We start from the raw sequence: 17,628 nt of genomic DNA on the forward strand, positions 1-17,628 counted from the left end.
GGGGTGGTCAGACCTAGGGTCGCGACGTCGGACGAGGTGACCGGCGTCGCATCGCCCGCCAAGCCCGACGGAGACCTGATGGCTTACCAGCTCGGCACGTTCCAGCCCGCGGTCGGCGACGCCTTCGCCGGCGTGCTGGTGGGCGAGCAGGTGGTGCCGCTGGCCGAGCTCGGCCTCGGCGCCACGACCGTCGAGGCGCTGCTGGCCGACTGGGCCCAGAGCAGCGCCGCCCTGGACGCCGCGGTCTCAGCGGACGCTGTGCCGGCGTCGGCGCTGGCTCTGTCGTCGCTGACCGCCGCCGCGCCGTTCGTCCCCAACCAGATCTTTCAAAGCGGCGCCAACTACCGCACCCACGTGGTGCAGCTGATGGTGGCCGCCGCGGCGGAGCAGGGCGCCGACGATCTGGACGACGTCCGCGCCCGAGCCGTCGCGACGATGGACGAGCGCGCCCGCTCCGGCACGCCGTACGTCTTCCTCGGCCTGCCTTCGGCGGTGTGCGGACCAGAGGACGACGTCGTCCTGCCGCCGACCGGCGTGCAGCACGACTGGGAGCTCGAACTCGGCGTCGTCATCGGCGCGCACGCCTACCTGGTCGACCGGGAAAGGGCGATGGACTGCGTCGCCGGCTACGTCGTCGTCAACGATCTGAGCACGCGCGACCGGATCTTCCGGCCGGACATCCCGTCGCTCGGCACCGACTGGCTGGCGGGGAAGAACGCGCCGACGTTCCTGCCGCTCGGACCGTGGGTGACGCCCGCCCAATTCGTGCCCGACCCGATGGATCTGCGTATCCGCCTCTCGCTCAACGGCGAGGTGATGCAGGACGAGTCCACCGCCGACATGATCTTCGACATCCCGCGCCTGATCGAGCACGTCAGCGCCATCACCCCGCTGCGCCCCGGAGACCTGCTGCTCACCGGCTCGCCCGCCGGCAATGGCGCGCACTACGGGCGCTATCTGCGGGCCGGCGACGTCATGGAAGGCGCCATCACCGGCCTGGGCACGCAGCGCAACCGGTGCGTGGTCCGGTGAGCCGGCCGCAGACCGTCGACGTGCACGCCCACGTGGACGTGCCTGCGATCGAGGAGCTGGTCGACGGCCAGCCGGGGCTCGCCGCCGAACGCGCCGCGCAGCTTGCCACGTTCGGCGCCGAGTCCACCGCGCGGAACATCGAGCTGGCGAACACGTCGTACCAGCCGTTCCTGACGACGCCGGCCGCCCGGCTGAGCCGGATGGACGCCGGCGGCATCGACGTGCAAGCGGTCAGCGTCGTGCCCACGCTCTACCACTACTGGGCCGACGAAGCGCTCGCCGCCGACCTCGTCGCCGCCGCGAACGGGCACATCCTCGACCTCGTCGCGCTCGAACCCCGGCGTCTAGTCGGGTTGGCCACGGTCTCGCTGCAGCATCCGGCGCTCGCCGTCGATCAACTGCGCCAGGCGTTCACCGCGGGCATGCGAGGAGTGCAGATCTCGACCTCGGTCGCCGGCCGGGAGCTGTCCGACCGATCGCTCGACCCGTTCTGGGCCGCCGCCGAGGAGCTCGGCGCGTTCGTCTTCATCCACCCGTGGGGGTGCAGCCTCGGATCGCGATTGGCGACCTCCTACCTCGGCAACATCGTGGGCAACCCAACCGAGACGACGCTGGCGCTGACGCACTTGGTCTTCGGCGCGGTGTTCGACCGGTTCCCCAGGCTGCGGGTGTGCGGCGCGCACGGGGGCGGGTACTTCCCGCACTATCTGGGCCGGGCTGACCACGCCTACCAGGTGCGCCCGGAGAGCCGGACGATGAGCCGGCCGCCGAGTGAGTACCTGGACAGCATCTGGGTGGATTCCCTGGTCTACGAGGCCGACATCTTGACCGCGCTGGTGAAGGTGCTGGGCGCCGAGCACGTCGTGCTCGGTTCGGACTACCCGTTCGACATGGGCGTGCTCGATCCACTCGAGCGGCTGGACGCCGCAGGGTTGTCGCCAGCGGACCGCGACGCCATCGCCGGCGGCGCCGCCACTCGGCTCTTGAACTTGGCGACGGAAGGCTAGGACATGCGCTGGTGCACGTACTCGACCCCGACCTCCGACCCAGGCGTCGGGCTTGTCGAGGATTCCGTGGTCTACGGCCTTCGCTCACCCGCGACGCTGATCGAGATCCTGGGCTCGCCCGAGTCGTTGGCGGCAGCGGCTGGATCGGCCCGCACGTCCCCGTCCGAGGTGCTGCCGCTGGCAGACGTGCGATTGCACGCGCCGGTGCCGGTTCCGCCGTCGGTGCGCGACTTCATGGCCTTCGAGGAGCACGTGGTCACGTCCACGACCGCGCTGGGGCTTCGGGTCGACCCGCTCTGGTACGAAGTTCCGGTCTTCTACTTCACCAACCCCGCGGCGATCCGCGGACCGCACGACGACGTCCCGATCGCGCCAGGAAGCGCGGCGTGGGACTTCGAACTGGAGATCGCGGCGGTGATCGGCACACCCGGCTCGAACATCGCCGCCGACGACGCCGACCGGCACATCGCCGGCTACACGGTGCTCTGCGACTGGAGCGCCCGAGACCTGCAGGAGCGCGAAATGAGATTGCATCTGGGCCCGGCGAAGGGCAAGGACACCGCCACGAGCATCGGGCCGGTGCTGGTCACCCTCGACGAGCTGGAGCCGTATCGCGCCGGGAACGCCTACGACCTGACGATGACGGCGACGGTCAACGGAAAGCCGTACAGCAACGGCAACTTCTCGACCATCCACTGGAGCTTCGGCGACTTGCTCGCGTACGCGTCTCGCGGCACCGAGCTGCGCACCGGCGACGTGATCGGCAGCGGCACGGTCGGCACCGGATGCATTCTCGAGCTGTCCCGCACGCACGGGCTGGACGCCTATCCATGGCTGGCGCCAGGCGACGCCGTCACGCTGTCGATCGAACACCTCGGCGAGATTTCTGCCTCGGTCACACCGAGCGTCCCTGGACCCGGCGCATGAGCACCCAGCCCGGCAGGCTCGACGGACGTGTCGCCGTCGTCACCGGCGCGAGCTCGGGCAACGGCCGGGCGACGGCGCTGGCCCTGGCCCGCGAGGGGGCCGCGGTCGCCTGCGCCGACCTGCGCCCCGATCCGGCGAGCGGCGGCTTCGAGGGAACGGGGGTCCTGCCCACCCACGAGCAGATCGAGGACCTGGGCGGGTCCGCGTCCTACGTGCACGCCGACGTGACCTCGCCGGAGGAGATGGATGCGCTCGGTCAGCACGCGGTCGACCGGCACGGCCGCATCGACATCTGGGTCAACAACGCGGGCATCGTCGTGCCGTCTCCCATCGACGACATGCCCATCGACGCGTTCAACAAGGAGCTGGCGGTCGATCTGACCGGCACCTGGCTCGGCTGCAAGGTGGCCGCCCGGGCGATGCGCTCCCAGCCGCGCATCGGCCGCGCGGCGGGTCACATCATCAACCTGGGCTCCATCGCCGGGTCCTTCGGCAACGCGAATATCACCGCGTACGCCGCGGCCAAGGGCGGGGTGCACGCCATGACCCGCGCGCTGGCCACCGAGCTCGGCGGGGACGGGATCACCGTGAACGCCGTGCTGCCGGGCTTCTTGCCGACGGCGATGAACCGGGGGTTCTGGGATCATCCGCAGATGCTCGCGGCGATCCTGGCCGCCACCGCGCTCGCCCATCCCGGGATGCCGGAGGATGTCGCGAACGCGATCGTCTTCCTGGCCTCCGAGGACGCGGCCTGGATCACCGGCGTGCTGCTTCCGGTCGACGGCGGCTTCAGCGCGATCGGCGCCTTCACCTCGATGGTCGACGTCATGCTCGGCATGTCCGAGGACGCCTAGCCGCTTCGCCCGGCGACAGTCGCCGCGTGCCAGTCGTCGGCGAGCAGCGCCATCACACGCAGCGCGCACCGCTGTCTATCGCCCACGTCCCGTTCGGCAGCCGCACGGCATGCAGCGAGACCGTTCCGTCGATCAGCGTGGCCGCACCGCGACCGACCTGCCCGGGGTCAGCCAGCACCCACACCGATGACGGTGTCCCAAATCCCGCCACTTCGCCGCGACGTACGAACGACCGGGCGGCCGCGACCGGATCAGCCGCGCCTCGGAACCCGGCGGCAAGCGACAACCCAAACCCGCTGCCCTGAGCCCGACATGGGGGCACAGCACGCCCCGCGGCCTCCGGCGAGATCGCCGTCGACGTCGCCGCGAGCGAGGTCGCCGACGACGCCCGACGGCCAGTCGCGGCGGTCTTGCTTGCGCAACCCGACAACCAAACCGCGGCCGCCAAACCAACGAGCACCGCTCCCGCAGAGGTCTTCGAACGAGCCGTCATCGCACTCCCCCTCCACAACTCCATACGCCAGTGTGGGACTTCGCGACCCGCCCGGCGAGCTGGCCTGGTCGACCACCGGTCGTGTGATGCGAAGCTTGAGGCGGCAACGACGACAGCCGGGAGTTCTCGCTGATGCGCACTGTGCAGGTGGACGGACAGCATCTGTCCGCCGACGATCTGGCCGGGGTGTGCAGCGGGCCGATGCACGCCGTGGTGACCGACGAGGCGATGGCCCGCGTCCGCGCTTCGCACGACTGGGCCGTCCGGCTGCGCGGGGAGCGGCCGATGTACGGACGCAGCACCGGCGTGGGCGCGAACCGCGAAGTAGTCGTCGAGCCGAGCGTCGAAGCGGCGCAGGCGCTGCTCGTCAGCCACGCGACGACGGCCGGTCCGATCCGAAGCGCAGAACGCGTGCGCGCGATGCTGCTGGTCCGGCTCAATCAGCTGTGCGCCGGAGGCTCGGGGGTCAGCCCGGACGTCGTCGCCGGGCTCGCTCGGTTGATCTGCGACGACGCGTTGCCCGTGATCCACGAGCACACCGGCGTCGGGACCGCGGACCTCTCGGCGCTCGCCGCGACGGCCCTCGCGATGCAGCGGCACGAGCGCTCGTCCGGGACCGATCCGCTGGTCCTGGGCACGGACGACGCGCTGCCGTTTCTGTCGAGCAACGCCGCCGCGTTGGCCGACGCCGCGCTCGGCTTGTCCCGCCTGTCTGTCGCGGCACGCGCGGGGCTGGCCGTGGCCGCGCTCGCCTTCACTGCGCTGGGCGGCAACCTGGAGGCGTTCTCCCCCGCTGTCGAACGAGTGACGCCCATGCGCGGCGCGCGCGCCACCTGCCGCGCGATGCGCGCCCTGATCGGCTCGCAGGCCAGCGCGAGCCTGCGCATCCAAGACCCCTACGGCCTGCGCGCCCTGCCGCAGAGCCACGGCGTGCTGCTCGACGCCCTGGCCGCGCTGCGCGACACCGTCGACGCCTACGTCAACGCCCCCTCGGAGAACCCGGTGGTGCTGCCCGACGGCGCGGTCGCGCACCACGGGGGCTTCCACGCCTCCTACCTCGCGGTCGCAGGCGACACCGTCCGCAACGCGGCCGTGCAGTCGGCCCAACTGGTGATCCACCGGCTGACCTATCTCAGCGAGCCGAACCACACGGGCCTGACACCGTTTCTGGGCGACGGGACTCCCGGGGCGTCCGGCGTCATGCTCGTCGAGTACGTCGCAGCGGCGGCGCTGGGCGACCTGCGGTCTGCGGCCAATCCGGCCGCGGTGCAGACCACGAGCCTGTCGCGCGGGGTCGAGGACGCGGCCAGCTTCGCCTCGCTGTCGGCTCGGCAGCTGGTGGCGAGCGCCGAGAGCTATGAGTTGCTCGTCGCCGCCGAGCTGCTCACCGCCGTCCGCGCGAACCGGATGGCGGCCACACCGCCGACGGAGACGCTCCGCGCCGTGCTGGACACCTGCGCCGACCTGCCCACCGCCGTGGCGGACCGCGACCTCACCGTCGACATCGACATCGCCCGCCGACTCGTCAGCAAGCTCACCCGATTCGTCGATCTGCAACTGCCCGAGTCGAGCTGGGAGAACGAACTCGATTGACGGGCCGGCCAGCCGGCATCGCCTATCGCCCTACTCGGTGAGCGAGATGTCCGAGGGATGCGTGGCGAGCGGCGTGACCTCGATCGTCATGAACTTGAACAGCGGCAGGTTCCAGAGCAGGTCGTGCAGCTCGGCGTTGTCGACGACGTCGAAGACGCTGAGGTTCGAATACTGGCCGACGATCCGCCAGATGTGCGGCCACTTCCCGGAGCGCTGGAGTTCGTGGCTGTAGGCCTTCTCCCGGGCGAGCGTGTCCGCGCGCTCGCCCGGGTCCATGTCGAGCGGCAGGTCGACATCCATCTTCACCGCGAAGAGCATCGGCTCAGGCCGGGTCCAGGATGAAGTCGTACTCGACGTCGACACCCGCGCCGTCCGAAGTCGGCTTGGGGTCGAGCATCAGCTCGGGCTTGACGGCCGCGGCGATGTCGTCGTCGTTGTGCGGATCGCCCGGGAAGTACAGCTGCGTGGTAATGAGCAGATGATCGGGAGCCGAGACCTTGAGATGCAGGTGCGCCGGTCGCCAGGCATGCCAGTTCGCGGCGCGGATGATCGCGCCCGTCGCTCCATCGGTGGGGATCTGGTACGGCGCCGGCTGGATGGTGTGGATGGTGAAGTGGCCGTTCTCGTCGGTGGTGAACACGCCGCGCAGGTTCCACTCCGGGATGCCGGGGGCGAACTGGGCGTAGAAGCCCTCGTCGTCGCAGTGCCAGATGTCCACAGTCGCGTGGGCCAGCGGCTTGCCGGCGACGCTGCGAACCTGGCCGTGGAAGGTCATCGGGGTGCCGGCCTCGCCGTCGCGCATCGGCAGCGTGCCGTCGGAGCCCAGCTGCGGCGCGCCGGGGGCGTAGAACGGCCCTTCGATGGTGCCCTTGCTGCCCTCGCGCGGCGCGTTTACGACCTCTTCGACGACGTGCTCGACGAACACGTCGAGGAAGAGCGGCCACTCACCGTCAGCGCCGACCTGGATCAACCAGGATTTCAGCGCGTCGTACTCGGCGTAGGTGACCTGGTGCTTGCGGATCGTGGCGTGGACGGCGTCGAGCACCTCGCGGGCGAGCAGGCTGACGCGCTCAGGCGAGGTGTCGGCGGCGACTGCTTTGTCGGTTCGGAATCGTTCGGTGGCTGACGCGCCCGTGGCGGCGGCGGTCGCCTTCTCTTCGACGGTGGTCATGTTCGGTCCCTTCGTTGGGTTCGTCCGGCCGCGTGTGCCGGAAGTTCAGTTGTCCTGGCGGTAGCGGGTGAGCTTGTCCTCGTCGATCTCAATGCCGAGGCCGGGCGCCTCGCGGACCCGCAGGCTTCCGTCGCGGATCTGCAGGGGCTCGGCGAGCAGGTCGTCCGTCATGTCGAGGAAGTTGGACAGCTCGCCGGCGCGGCGTGAGGTGAGTTCGAAGGCGGCGCCGAACGCGAGGCTGCACAGCGACCCGATCTGGCCGTCGATCTGGTTGCCCATGACGACGTCGACACCCAGTCCCTCACACTGGAACAGCACGCGCTGGGAGTAGGTGAAGCCGGTGCGGGCCGTCTTGATGCTGATCCCGGTCGCCGCGCCGTCGAGCAGCTCCCGGGTGACCTCGCCGGGGCGCGAGACGCTCTCGTCGGCGAACATCGGAATGCTGCTCTGCGAGACGAGCCACCGGCGGCCGAGGACGTCGTCGGCCGGGCACAGCTCCTCGGCGAACTGCAGGTCCAGGTCGGCCATCGCGCGCAGCGCGCGGGCGGAGTCTGCGGCGGTCCAGCCACGGTTGCCGTCGATGTAAAGCTCGATGCCGTCGCCGAGCGCTTCTCGAAGGGCTCGGCATGCGGCGACGTCCATGTCGATCGGCCGGCGGCCGACCTTGACCTTGAAGGTCGTGATGCCGTACTCCTCGCGCACGCGGCCAGCCTCGGCGACCATCTCAGCCGGCTCAGCGAATCCGACCATGTGCGCGACGCGCATGCGGTTGCCGTAACCGCCGAGCAGGTCGGTGACCGGCAGGCCGACGGACTGGCCGATGATGTCCCACAGAGCCATGTCGAGGGCTGACTTCGCGGTCGGATTGGCGATTGTGCGGTTGAGTCGCGTGTGGACGCTTTCGCGCTCGAGCGGGGACAGACCCACGATCTGCGGGGCGAAGATCGTGTCGATGACGCCGATGATCGACGCCTGGGTCTCGCCGTAGGTGAACGCACGCGGCGGCGCCTCCGCCGTGCCCACCAACCCGTCGTCGGTGTGCACCCGCACCAGGACGTGCTCGGCGGCGAGCACCTCGCCAGAGGCGAAGCGCAGCGGCTTGCGATACGGGATCGAGAACGGGATCGCCTCGATCTTCGTGATCTTCATCGATGCCTCCCCAGCGGTTGTGGTGGCGGGTCAGCGTCTGCCAGTCGGTGCGACCAGCGGATTCGACGAGTGTCACACCGCGCGAAGGGCCTTGGGAAATACTAAATTCGTTGCGAATAGGACGTTGAGCGTCCTAGCGAGATCGGTTGCGCACTCGGCGCGCGCCGCCGATGAGTGTCTCGGCGCGCGCGCGAACGCGGGCGACGTGTGGGGATCGATCGTCCACGCGGGTTGCCAGGGCGAGTTCGACTTCTTCGGTGTTGCCGGCAAGCGGCAGGTAGTGGGCGCCCGTGATCTTCAAATGCTGCACCGACGCTGGGACGAGCGCGACGCCGAGCCCGGCGGCGACGAACGAGACCAGCGTCGAGGTCTCGCCGACCTCGTGCACCAATGATGGAGCGAAGCCGGAACGCTGGCAGGCGTCGATGACCGACTCGTAGACCACGGAGCGGTGGTGCGACGGGTAGGTGATGAACGGTTCGTCTCGGAGGTCGGCGAGCTTGACCTTGGCCCGACCCGCCAGCGGATGCGCCTCAGGCAGAACAGCGATCAACGGTTCGCGGCGCAGCACCCTGACGTCGATATCCGCGCTGCGCACAGGGGGCCGGAGGAAGGCCAGATCCAGCGTGCCGTCGAGCAGCGCGGAAACCTGATCCGGCGTCAACATCTCGCCCTTCAGATCGAGCTCGATTCCTGGGAGCTCCGCCCGGAGAACCCGCGCCAGGGAGGGCAGTAGATCGTAGGTCGCCGATCCGGTGAACCCGATGGCCAGCGTTCCCACCATCCCGTCCGCGACCCGCACCGCCTCGTCGACCGCCTCGTCGACGGACAACACGATCTGTCGGGCACGGTCGAGGAAGCGCTCGCCGGCGGGGGTCAGCTCGACTTTGCGGGTCGAGCGGGTAAACAGGGTGACACCCATCTCGGCCTCGAGATGCTTGATCTGCTGCGACAACGGCGGTTGCGCCATTTGCAGCCGGGCGGCGGCGCGGCCGAAGTGGCACTCCTCCGCCACCGCGATGAAGTAATGGATGCGCCGCAGTTCCATCGCCGCAGGCTAGTTCTCCCCGCTGAGTAGATCCAGACCTTGCGCGTCTTAGTCGCACCGATTTGAGTCATTGCCTCTGCAGTCGGCAGTGCTCGAGCAAACGCATAGCCGAACCCGGCAGAGGAATCGCTCGTCATGCCATCATGCGATCATGCGAATCGCCGTTGCCGGAGCCACCGGAAACATCGGTGCGCTCACCGTCGTCGCGCTCGAACGGGCGGGCCACGATGTCGTTCACATCAGCCGTTCGCTCGGTGTGGACCTGCTGACCGGCGCCGGGCTCGACGCGGCATTGGCCGGCGTCGAGGCCGTCATCGACGCCACGAACTCCGCCGCGACCGACCTCGCTGAGGCAGTCGAATATTTCCGCGCCACCACCCGGAACCTGCTTGCCGCTGAAGAGCGGGCCGGCGTCCGCCATCACGTGCTCCTGTCGATCGCCGGGGTCGACCGCGTCGAGGGAGACGCGCACTACGTAGGCAAGCAGGAACAGGCACGCCTGGTGGCTGCGGGTGCGGTGCCGTGGACGATCGTTCCGGCCACCCAGTTTCATGACTTCGCCGCGATGGTCGTGCAATGGAGCGAGCACGAAGGCGTCGCCACGATTGCGCCGCTGCTGGTGCAGCCGATAGCGCCCGCGGACGTCGCAGACATCCTCGCCGAGATCGCCGCGGGCCCGCCGCAGGGCCGCTACGTCGACATCGCCGGACCCGACCGGCAGGACCTGGTCGACATGGCCCGCCGCACCAACGACGCCCGCGGGCACGTGGTCAAGCTCGTGCCGACGTGGTCGGGGATGTTCGGCCTGGCGATGGCCGGCGACGTGCTGCTGCCCGGCGCCGGCGCCCGCATCGCCCCGACCACCTTCGAGGACTGGCTCGCGACGCAGCGTTAGATCCCGTGCCAGCACGCACGGCAGCGTAAGGATCCCGTGTCGATGGCGTGGCTTTCGCGTGGCTGCCGCTGCGGCGCCGTTCGTCATCGGCGCATTGTCCAGGTTGGGCGGCGGCAGTTCGTCACCAGCGCTCATCCCCCAGTTGGTTCCCGAGCCAGGAGTCCAGCCATCGGCCCTATCGAGTTGCTCGTGGGGTTTGCCCTCGCGTTTGGCGGTGTCGTCGCCACCTTGGCGGCCTACGGCGGGCGCTGGGCGGACCCGGACGCGCCCAGCGGCCTGCGGATGACGGGACCTGCAGAACTGATCGTCGGTCTCGTCCTGCTCGCGGTCGGCCTGGCTACGGTGTGACCGCGTGGCCGCCGCGCGCCGGGATCACGTGCTGCGGTGAGACACGTCCAAGCGATCGAGTTCGGTCACCAGCAGGTCGTAGCGTCGGCGCACCTCGCTGCGATCTTCATCCTCGTCGATCCCGGCGGCGCTGCCGCGCAGGATCATGTCGGCCTGCCGCAACAGCACGGCACGCTGCTCGCTGCTCTGCGTGTAAGCGAAGACCTTCCCGAGGCTCTCCATGAGCCTGATCGCGACGGCCGGCATCGCCGCGCCCGCCTGGCGGATCTTGTCGTAGGACCGGTCGACCATCCGTCGATAGCTCGGGCCGAGACCGATCACCCGAATGGCGCCGGCAGAGTCTCGGTGCACGCCGTCGGGCAGGTCGCGCTCCGACGCGGTGCACAGGCCGTCGGCCAGCCAGTCGATGCACGTCAGGGCGGTGAAGGTGTCGTTCACCGCCGGCGACAGCGCGCGGATGGCGATCTCGACGAGTTGGTCGATCGCGAAAACCGGGTCTTGGTCCAGCGTGCGGTGCGGGCCGGTGATGTGCGCATTCTCGAGCGACGCGAGCACCTCGCGAGCGTCCGACGGCGGCCACACGCGGGCAAGCGGCAGCCCGTGGGTGACGAAATGCCCCGGGCGATGCATGACTTGCAGCACGACGTCGTGCTTCGTCGCGATGCGGACCAGCCGTTCGTAGCCGACGAACTGGAGATATCCGCTCTTCGTCGCGACTACCGGGAAACCTTCGCCTGCCAGCAGTTCGCGCAGTTGCTCAGCGGAGCGGCCGGTGGCAAAGACACGGCGAGCCGGCGGCTGTGACGCGACCGGGAACTGGACGTCGATGGCGCGCGACAAATTGCCGGCGATGGAGGAGATCACCACCGGAAGCTGGATGCTGACGGTGATGTGGTGAATGAAGTAGATGAGCACCAACACGTTGACGAGCACGAGGATGAGCGCAACCGTCACCGAGATCTGCGGGACGAACGTCTGCGCCGTGCTGCCTCCGCCGATCGCGCCCAGCGTGAGGACCGAGTACACGAACGTCGCGACGAACGTGCCCAGCGTCGCCTGCGTGCCGAAATCGCGGATGAAGTTGCGCAGCATCCGCGGCCCGAATTGTTGCGACGCCAAGGTCAACGCGACGATGGTCACCGAGAACACCACGCCCAGGACGGTGATGACGCCGGCCGCCAACGCGCTGAGCAATTGACGGGCGCCGTCAGCGCTTTCGAGGCGTATCCACGACGGCAAGACCGTGCCGCGGTTGTAGACGTGGTAGTCGACGTTGTACGTCACGACGAACAGCGCCACTGCCGCCAGCAGCAGGGCCACCGGCACGACCCACAGCGTCGTGCGCAACGCCTCCCTGCGCCACGGCGACAGGCCGAAGGTGACTGCCCGCAACGCCGCCGCCCTCCGACCGTTCCGCCGTTGCAGACCATCCGGCCGACCCGGGGCGCAATCGACGCTCGCCTGGAGAATATCGATCCGAACGGCCGACTCCGGACGACATCTCACGACTCGATGCGAACCGTCCGGTCTCGATGTGAGCAGCGCGTGGGGATCGCGTGACAACGACGTGTTCGGGGCGGCAGCGCCGCACTCCGGGGGCGACGCTGTCGGTTGGGGGCGACATGGCGCCACCCGTGAGCGTCGAGATCGGGAGTGTGGTCGGTGACTTCGGCCAATCTCGTGCGGCCCAGCCTCGCCAGTCGCCGGGCCGACGTGGTGATCACGTGGGCAGACGTCGTGGACAGCTACCTCTGCCTGCGATACGAGGTCTCGCCGGCTCCCACCGTTCTTCGTGACGGCGAGCTGCTCGAGGGCGGCGGCGCGGGCGTCGCGATCGATTCCAAGCGCCACGGATGTCATGACGGCCGCAGCGCGTATCGCAGGTCCCACACGGGAGCGCAGGTAATCGGAGCGCTGATATTCGGCCCCACCTCGTGGCCAGAGAACTGTTCGATCGCGGTGCTGTTCGCACCGTTTGCGCACACCGCGGCGCTGCACGCGCACCTGTGCGAGGTTCGCCTGCTCGTCGACGACGGCCGCGTCCGCGTCGTGTCGGCCCGCGCCGCCTGATCCGGTTCGCCACGTGCTCACTGCCGTAGTGGTGGTCGCCGTCCTGATTGCGGTCCACGTGCCGCTCGGCGACTACATCGCCCACGTCTACACCAGTGATCGACATTGGCGCGTCGAACGAGTGGTGTACCGCGTGGGCGGCATCGACCCCGAGTCCGAACAGCGCTGGCCGACATACCTCATGTCGGTCCTCGCGTTCAGCGCAGCCGGGATCCTCGGCCTCTACGCGCTGCTTCGCCTGCAGTCACACCTCCCCTTCGCAGAAGGCCATCCGGGCGTGCCTGCGGCGCTGGCGTTCAACACAGCCGTCAGCTTCACGACCAACACCAGCTGGCAGGCCTACGCCGGCGAGTCCACCATGGGCCACCTGGCCCTCGCCGTCGGACTCGGCACGCAAGCCTTCCTCTCCGCCGCCGTCGCGATGGCCGCCGTCGTCGCGCTCATCCGCGGTCTGACCCGGCGCAACACCGACCGGCTCGGCAACTTCTGGGTCGACGTCACTCGCAGCTGCACCCGAATCGTGCTGCCGCTGGCGCTCGTCGGCGGCGTGGTGCTGCTGATCCTCGGGGTGATCCAGAACTGGCACGGCCCGCTCACGATCACCACGCTCGCCGGCGCGCACCAGACGATACTCGGCGGCCCGGTCGCCTCGTGGGAACCGATCAAGCTGCTCACCGGAGACGGCGGCGGGGCGTTCAACGCCAACAGCGCGCACCCGTTCGAGAACCCCTCGCCGATCTCTAACGCGGTGGAGATCATCCTGATGCTGCTGATCCCCTCGGCGTTCCCGCGCGCGTACGGCCGGATGGTCAAGGACCGCCGCCAGGGTTGGGCCCTCGCGGCGGTGAGCCTGGCTCTGCTCGCGATGGCCATGGTGGCGGGAATCGCGTCGGACGCGGGACACCACGGGACTGTTCCCACCTCGGTCGGCGCCTCGGTCGAAGGCACCGAGACCCGCAACGGGGTGGACTCCTCGGCGCTGTTCGGCGTCGCCGCGACGTCATCTGCCGATGGCGCGGCCGACGCCAGCTATGACTCGTTCAGCGCGCTGGCCGGCGGTGTCCTGCTCGGCAACATGATGCTCGCCGAAGTGAGCCCCGGCGGCGCCGGCAGCGGGCTCTACGGGCTGCTGGTCGCCGCAATCCTTGCGGTGTTCGTCGGCGGGTTGATGGTCGGCCGAACGCCGGAGTTCCTCGGTAAACGCATCCGGCGACGAGAGATGACCTTTGTCGCCCTCTACTCGCTCGCGTTCCCCGCGACCTTGCTCATCGCAGCGGCGGTGGCGGTCGCCCTGCCGGCGGGACGCGCGACGCTGGGCAACAGCGGCGCTCACGGCCTGTCCGAAGCGCTGTACGCAGTGACGTCGACGACGGCGAGCAACGGCAGCGCGTTCGCGGGGCTGAACGCGAACACCGACTTCTACAACATCCTGCTCGGCATCGTCATGCTGATCGGCCGCTACCTCCCGCTCGTGTTCATCCTCGCCCTTGCCGGGGCGTTCGCCCGGCAGCGCCGCACCGTCGCGGCCACGGCCGGAACACTGCGAACCGACACACCCATGTTCGTCGGGCTCGTCCTCGGCGTCGTCGTGCTCGTCACGCTGCTGTCGTTTCTGCCGGCGTTGGCTCTCGGCCCGCTGGCCGAAGCCCTGCATTGAGGCGCGCACCGAGATCGGTTCGGTGATGCGAACGAGGCCGCGGGTATCGCGTTGGAGACTGTGTTACTTCCGTAGCACAGTCCTCGGCACAGTCCTCGGTACGGATGCTGCCGGTCGATGCGCGTAGTCGGCCACGTCGACGGCCGGTTAGCCGAGGAAGGCGTCGGTGTAGTCGAGGGGTTGTTGGGTCAGGCCGGTGCAGGTGTCGGGTTTGGTGTCGCCGGTCCCGCAGGCCTGGTCTCGGTTGAGGTCCCAGAACGCGAGTCGGCGGACCTTGTTGGTGTGGGCGAAGGCGACGATGGTCCCCGCGTTGGCGTACGTGAAGGTCTCGCCGGCCGAGTCGTTGGCGCCGATCATCGGGGTTATCCCGATGTTGTTGTAGGTGTCGGCGGGCCAGATGGTCTTGATCTGGGCCAGGGCGTCCTTCGCCGCGGTGGTCGCGGCGGTAGCCATGTTGGCGACGCGGCTGCCGTAGTTCATGGTCATCAGGTTCACGACGTCGATGCGCGCGCCTTGGCTCTTGGCCAACTTGAGAAAGGCGAGCGCGTTGCCGTAGGTCGCGTTGGCGTTGATGCCGGACAGGCCGACCGGGATGGTGACTGACACCTCGAGCTTCGGGAAGTTCTTCTCGAGCGTCTTGATCGCTTGATAGCGCCGCGTGTTGGTGGTGGTGTCGTTGAGCGGGCCGACGCCCTCGATGTCGAAGTCGATCTTGCTCACGCCGAACTTGTTGATCACACCGGTGTAGGCGGTGACCAAACTGGTCGCGCTGGTGCACACTTTCGCCAACTCGTTGCCCGACTGTCCCCCGAAGGACAGGATCGGGGTAGCCCCAGCCGTCTTCGCCTTCTTCACCAGCGCACTACGCGCGTCGGTGCTGGTGATCGTGGAGTAGTCATCCCAGGTCGGGGTGCAGCCCTTGCCGAGCACAAAGGCGGCGGTGAACGACTTCAGCCCGTGCTTGGTGACCGCGGTGTTCAGATTCGCGCTATGCGGCCCGGTCGTCTCGAAATACGGCGCAATCTCCAGGGCCGAGGTCGCCGCACTCGCTGACGGCGCGGCCAGCATCGGCGCAACCGCGCACGTCACAGCCGTACCGATGATCGCCGCAATTCGCCCCCGCACGAACAGCCTCAAGACATCTCCCCCGTAAACACCCAATAAGGGCGAATCGGACGGATCAATCTGCCCAATTCACCCTGCCGCGCTTCCGCCGCCGTCCAGACGATATGGACCGACCCGGCGGTGCGTCAACTTGCCGCGATCTACGCATTGCTCATCGCCATGGCTTCGATGGCGCGGCTGAGTATTTGCAGCGGCAGGCGTGGGCGAGGTGGACGAGGGCCTCGGTTATCGACCTCCCAACCTCATCAACTCAGATACGCACCCGCAGTGGAATTGACAACCGATGTCATTACGGAGTTGGCTGTCTCAGTCGGCCGATCGTCCGACCCACTGCGCGAAGGAGCTGTCGTGAATCGTGCCTGGACGGCGTCGGTTGCTGTTGTTGTGCTCGCCGCGACAGCAGGGTGCAGCACAACATCGGGCGGCTCGGCCGGCGGTGAATCGAGCAAAATCGTGCAGGTGGGGGCGAGCATCAACGCTTGGGGCAGCATCCTGAAACAGCTTGGCGGCGCCCATGTTCAGGAGACGTCGATCATCACGAATCCGGACACCGACCCGCACGACTACGAGCCCACGCCGAAAGACGGCACGGTGATCGCCAAGACCCAGTTGTTCATCGAGAACGGCATCGGCTACGACTCCTGGGCGGCCAAGTCCCTGGCGGCCAGCCCGGATCCGAGCCGCGCGGTGATCGATGTCGGCGAGCTGGTCCACGTCCCAGACGGTGGGAACCCGCACCGCTGGTACTCCCCCGCCGATGTGACCACCGTCGCCGACACGATCACCGCTGATCTGAAGAAGCTGGACCCAGCCGACTCGTCCTACTTCGACGCGCGGCGGCAAGAGTTCGCGACCGTCGGCCTGGCGACCTACAACAAGCTGATCAAGGACATCCAGACGAAGTATGCTGGGACGCCGATCGGTGCGAGCGAGTCGATCTTCGCTCCGCTCGCGGCGGCGCTCAAGCTGGAGCTGATCACTCCGCCCTCGTTCCTGAAGGCGATCAGTGAGGGCACCGATCCGTCGGCGGCGGATCTGTCGACGATCAACTCGCAGATCAGCGGGAAGAGGATCAAGGTCTATGTGTTCAACAGCCAGAACGCCACCCCCGACGTGGCGCGCCAGGTGAAGGCGGCCAAGGCCGCCGGCATCCCGGTGTCGACGGTGACCGAGACGCTGTCCCCCGCCACAGCCAGTTTCGAGCAGTGGCAGGCCACGCAGCTGCAGGCTCTGGAGACAGCGTTGCACCAGGCGACCGGCAAGTGAGTCCACGTTCTTTCCCTCACCAGGGCGCTGTCACTAACGGCGCCAGCGGCACCAGCGGCACCAGCGTCACCAACGGCGCCGACGGCCCGGCGACCAGGCGGCCCGACGAGTCGACGGCTCGGCGCCCGGGGCAGCCGGTCATCGAGCTCAGCCACGCCGCGGCAGCCGTCGGCGGACGCCGAATCTGGTCCGACGTCAACCTGACCGTCGCGGCTGGGGAGTTCGTGGCCGTGCTCGGCCCGAACGGGGTTGGCAAGTCGACGCTGCTGAAGATGGTCCTCGGCCTGATCCCGGTCGCCGCGGGAACCGTCTCGGTGCTCGGCGCCCGCCCAGGGCAACGGAACAAGCGGATCGGATACCTGCCCCAGCGCCGCGCGTTCGATCCGGCCACCCGGGTGCGCGGCGTCGACATCGTGCGCCTCGGGCTGGACGGCGACCGGTGGGGCGTCCCGGTGCCGGGCTGGGTGCCGGGATCGCGCGGCACGCAGATCGCGCGGCGCGTCGACGAGGTCATCGACCTGGTCGGCGCCTCCAGCTACGCCCGCAGACCGATCGGACAGTGCTCCGGCGGCGAGCAGCAACGGCTGCTCATCGCCCAGGCGCTTGCCCGCCGGCCCGAGCTGCTGATCCTCGACGAACCACTCGACAGCCTCGACGTCACCAACCAGGCTTCGGTCAGCGCGCTGATCCGCGAAGTCAGCCAGAGCCAAGAGGTCGCAGTCCTGCTCGTGGCCCACGACGTGAACCCGATCCTGTCCTACCTCGACCAGGTCATCTACCTCGCCCACGGCGGCGCGGTGATGGGGCCGCCGGCGCAGGTCATCACCGCCGACACCTTGACCATGCTCTACAGCACCCCGATCGACGTGCTGACCGACCGGACCGGACGCCTGGTCGTCGTCGGGCAGCCGGACAGCCCGCCTCAGCACCACGTGCCCGGACCGACCCGACGGCGATGACGCACCGGGCGACAGACGCTCCGGGACGGACGCG

Annotated in this window: 17 protein-coding genes; 11 read left to right on the forward strand and 6 right to left on the reverse strand. The window is 68.8% G+C overall.

The window, feature by feature from the left end; translation table 11 throughout:
• Positions 1 to 78 precede the first annotated feature (78 nt).
• The 5 genes from ACFFBG_RS12935 to ACFFBG_RS12955 all read left to right on the forward strand — a co-directional run bounded on the left by ACFFBG_RS12935 (position 79) and on the right by ACFFBG_RS12955 (position 5,906).
• Complete coding sequence (locus ACFFBG_RS12935) at positions 79 to 1,032, forward strand: fumarylacetoacetate hydrolase family protein (RefSeq protein WP_375479307.1); 954 nt, start codon at positions 79 to 81, stop codon at positions 1,030 to 1,032.
• Positions 1,029 to 2,039 carry an amidohydrolase family protein gene (locus tag ACFFBG_RS12940; protein ID WP_375479309.1) on the forward strand — a complete coding sequence of 337 codons (1,011 nt, stop codon included), beginning with the start codon at positions 1,029 to 1,031 and terminating at the stop codon, positions 2,037 to 2,039. The genes ACFFBG_RS12935 and ACFFBG_RS12940 overlap by 4 nt, the downstream gene beginning before the upstream one ends.
• A gap of 3 nt (positions 2,040 to 2,042) precedes the next feature.
• A complete protein-coding gene (locus tag ACFFBG_RS12945) occupies positions 2,043 to 2,966 on the forward strand; it encodes a fumarylacetoacetate hydrolase family protein (protein ID WP_375479311.1) in 924 nt (307 codons plus the stop codon).
• The gene (locus ACFFBG_RS12950; RefSeq protein WP_375479313.1) at positions 2,963 to 3,820 is read left to right on the forward strand and encodes an SDR family NAD(P)-dependent oxidoreductase; all 858 of its coding nucleotides are present in this window, start codon (positions 2,963 to 2,965) and stop codon (positions 3,818 to 3,820) included. The genes ACFFBG_RS12945 and ACFFBG_RS12950 overlap by 4 nt, the downstream gene beginning before the upstream one ends.
• Positions 3,821 to 4,445: 625 nt before the next feature.
• Positions 4,446 to 5,906 carry an aromatic amino acid ammonia-lyase gene (locus ACFFBG_RS12955; protein WP_375479315.1) on the forward strand — a complete coding sequence of 487 codons (1,461 nt, stop codon included), beginning with the start codon at positions 4,446 to 4,448 and terminating at the stop codon, positions 5,904 to 5,906.
• Between the two features lie 30 nt (positions 5,907 to 5,936).
• On the opposite strand, the gene catC is transcribed toward ACFFBG_RS12955, so the two are convergent.
• From catC to ACFFBG_RS12975, 4 genes are all read right to left on the reverse strand, one after another.
• Complete coding sequence (gene catC / locus ACFFBG_RS12960) at positions 5,937 to 6,224, reverse strand: muconolactone Delta-isomerase (RefSeq protein WP_375479317.1); 288 nt, start codon at positions 6,222 to 6,224, stop codon at positions 5,937 to 5,939.
• A 4-nt stretch (positions 6,225 to 6,228) separates the two neighbouring features.
• Positions 6,229 to 7,077 carry a catechol 1,2-dioxygenase gene (gene catA / locus ACFFBG_RS12965; protein WP_375479319.1) on the reverse strand — a complete coding sequence of 283 codons (849 nt, stop codon included), beginning with the start codon at positions 7,075 to 7,077 and terminating at the stop codon, positions 6,229 to 6,231.
• A 45-nt stretch (positions 7,078 to 7,122) separates the two neighbouring features.
• On the reverse strand, positions 7,123 to 8,226 hold the full coding sequence (locus tag ACFFBG_RS12970; protein ID WP_375479321.1) for a mandelate racemase/muconate lactonizing enzyme family protein: 1,104 nt from the start codon (positions 8,224 to 8,226) through the stop codon (positions 7,123 to 7,125).
• A 133-nt stretch (positions 8,227 to 8,359) separates the two neighbouring features.
• Complete coding sequence (locus tag ACFFBG_RS12975; RefSeq protein WP_375479323.1) at positions 8,360 to 9,274, reverse strand: LysR family transcriptional regulator; 915 nt, start codon at positions 9,272 to 9,274, stop codon at positions 8,360 to 8,362.
• A 151-nt stretch (positions 9,275 to 9,425) separates the two neighbouring features.
• On the opposite strand from ACFFBG_RS12975, the gene ACFFBG_RS12980 reads away from it, so the two are divergent.
• Both ACFFBG_RS12980 and ACFFBG_RS12985 read left to right on the forward strand, forming a co-directional pair.
• Positions 9,426 to 10,169, forward strand: a complete 744-nt coding sequence (locus tag ACFFBG_RS12980) for an SDR family oxidoreductase (RefSeq protein ID WP_375479325.1) — start codon at positions 9,426 to 9,428, stop codon at positions 10,167 to 10,169.
• 189 nt (positions 10,170 to 10,358) lie between these two features.
• Positions 10,359 to 10,517, forward strand: coding sequence for a hypothetical protein (locus tag ACFFBG_RS12985; RefSeq protein WP_375479327.1), 159 nt, complete (start codon positions 10,359 to 10,361; stop codon positions 10,515 to 10,517).
• A 24-nt stretch (positions 10,518 to 10,541) separates the two neighbouring features.
• Here the strand turns inward: ACFFBG_RS12985 and ACFFBG_RS12990 are convergent, their stop codons facing one another.
• Positions 10,542 to 11,909, reverse strand: coding sequence for a DUF2254 domain-containing protein (locus tag ACFFBG_RS12990; protein ID WP_375479329.1), 1,368 nt, complete (start codon positions 11,907 to 11,909; stop codon positions 10,542 to 10,544).
• 270 nt (positions 11,910 to 12,179) lie between these two features.
• On the opposite strand from ACFFBG_RS12990, the gene ACFFBG_RS12995 reads away from it, so the two are divergent.
• Positions 12,180 to 12,587, forward strand: a complete 408-nt coding sequence (locus ACFFBG_RS12995) for a hypothetical protein (RefSeq protein WP_375479331.1) — start codon at positions 12,180 to 12,182, stop codon at positions 12,585 to 12,587.
• A gap of 13 nt (positions 12,588 to 12,600) precedes the next feature.
• On the forward strand, positions 12,601 to 14,244 hold the full coding sequence (gene kdpA / locus ACFFBG_RS13000; protein WP_375479333.1) for a potassium-transporting ATPase subunit KdpA: 1,644 nt from the start codon (positions 12,601 to 12,603) through the stop codon (positions 14,242 to 14,244).
• Between the two features lie 147 nt (positions 14,245 to 14,391).
• Here kdpA and ACFFBG_RS13005 read toward each other — a convergent pair whose 3' ends face one another.
• Complete coding sequence (locus ACFFBG_RS13005) at positions 14,392 to 15,381, reverse strand: glycosyl hydrolase family 18 protein (RefSeq protein ID WP_375479335.1); 990 nt, start codon at positions 15,379 to 15,381, stop codon at positions 14,392 to 14,394.
• Between the two features lie 108 nt (positions 15,382 to 15,489).
• Here ACFFBG_RS13005 and ACFFBG_RS13010 point away from each other — a divergent pair, with 108 nt between their 5' ends.
• On the forward strand, positions 15,490 to 16,635 hold the full coding sequence (locus ACFFBG_RS13010) for a metal ABC transporter solute-binding protein, Zn/Mn family (RefSeq protein ID WP_375479337.1): 1,146 nt from the start codon (positions 15,490 to 15,492) through the stop codon (positions 16,633 to 16,635).
• Between the two features lie 140 nt (positions 16,636 to 16,775).
• A complete protein-coding gene (locus ACFFBG_RS13015) occupies positions 16,776 to 17,594 on the forward strand; it encodes a metal ABC transporter ATP-binding protein (RefSeq protein WP_375479699.1) in 819 nt (272 codons plus the stop codon).
• Positions 17,595 to 17,628 lie beyond the last annotated feature (34 nt).

The sequence above is a fragment of the uncultured Jatrophihabitans sp. genome, assembly GCF_964251945.1.
Lineage (GTDB): Bacteria > Actinomycetota > Actinomycetes > Mycobacteriales > Jatrophihabitantaceae > Jatrophihabitans.

Bases quoted from the DNA above. Each gene is read 5' to 3' on its own strand.
- ACFFBG_RS12935 (WP_375479307.1), top strand. From the start codon at position 79: ATGGCTTACCAGCTCGGCACGTTCCAGCCCGCGGTCGGCGACGCCTTC.
- ACFFBG_RS12945 (WP_375479311.1), top strand. From the start codon at position 2,043: ATGCGCTGGTGCACGTACTCGACCCCGACCTCCGACCCAGGCGTCGGG.
- ACFFBG_RS12950 (WP_375479313.1), top strand. From the start codon at position 2,963: ATGAGCACCCAGCCCGGCAGGCTCGACGGACGTGTCGCCGTCGTCACC.
- ACFFBG_RS12955 (WP_375479315.1), top strand. From the start codon at position 4,446: ATGCGCACTGTGCAGGTGGACGGACAGCATCTGTCCGCCGACGATCTG.
- catC (WP_375479317.1), bottom strand. From the start codon at position 6,224: ATGCTCTTCGCGGTGAAGATGGATGTCGACCTGCCGCTCGACATGGAC.
- catA (WP_375479319.1), bottom strand. From the start codon at position 7,077: ATGACCACCGTCGAAGAGAAGGCGACCGCCGCCGCCACGGGCGCGTCA.
- ACFFBG_RS12970 (WP_375479321.1), bottom strand. From the start codon at position 8,226: ATGAAGATCACGAAGATCGAGGCGATCCCGTTCTCGATCCCGTATCGC.
- ACFFBG_RS12975 (WP_375479323.1), bottom strand. From the start codon at position 9,274: ATGGAACTGCGGCGCATCCATTACTTCATCGCGGTGGCGGAGGAGTGC.
- ACFFBG_RS12980 (WP_375479325.1), top strand. From the start codon at position 9,426: ATGCGAATCGCCGTTGCCGGAGCCACCGGAAACATCGGTGCGCTCACC.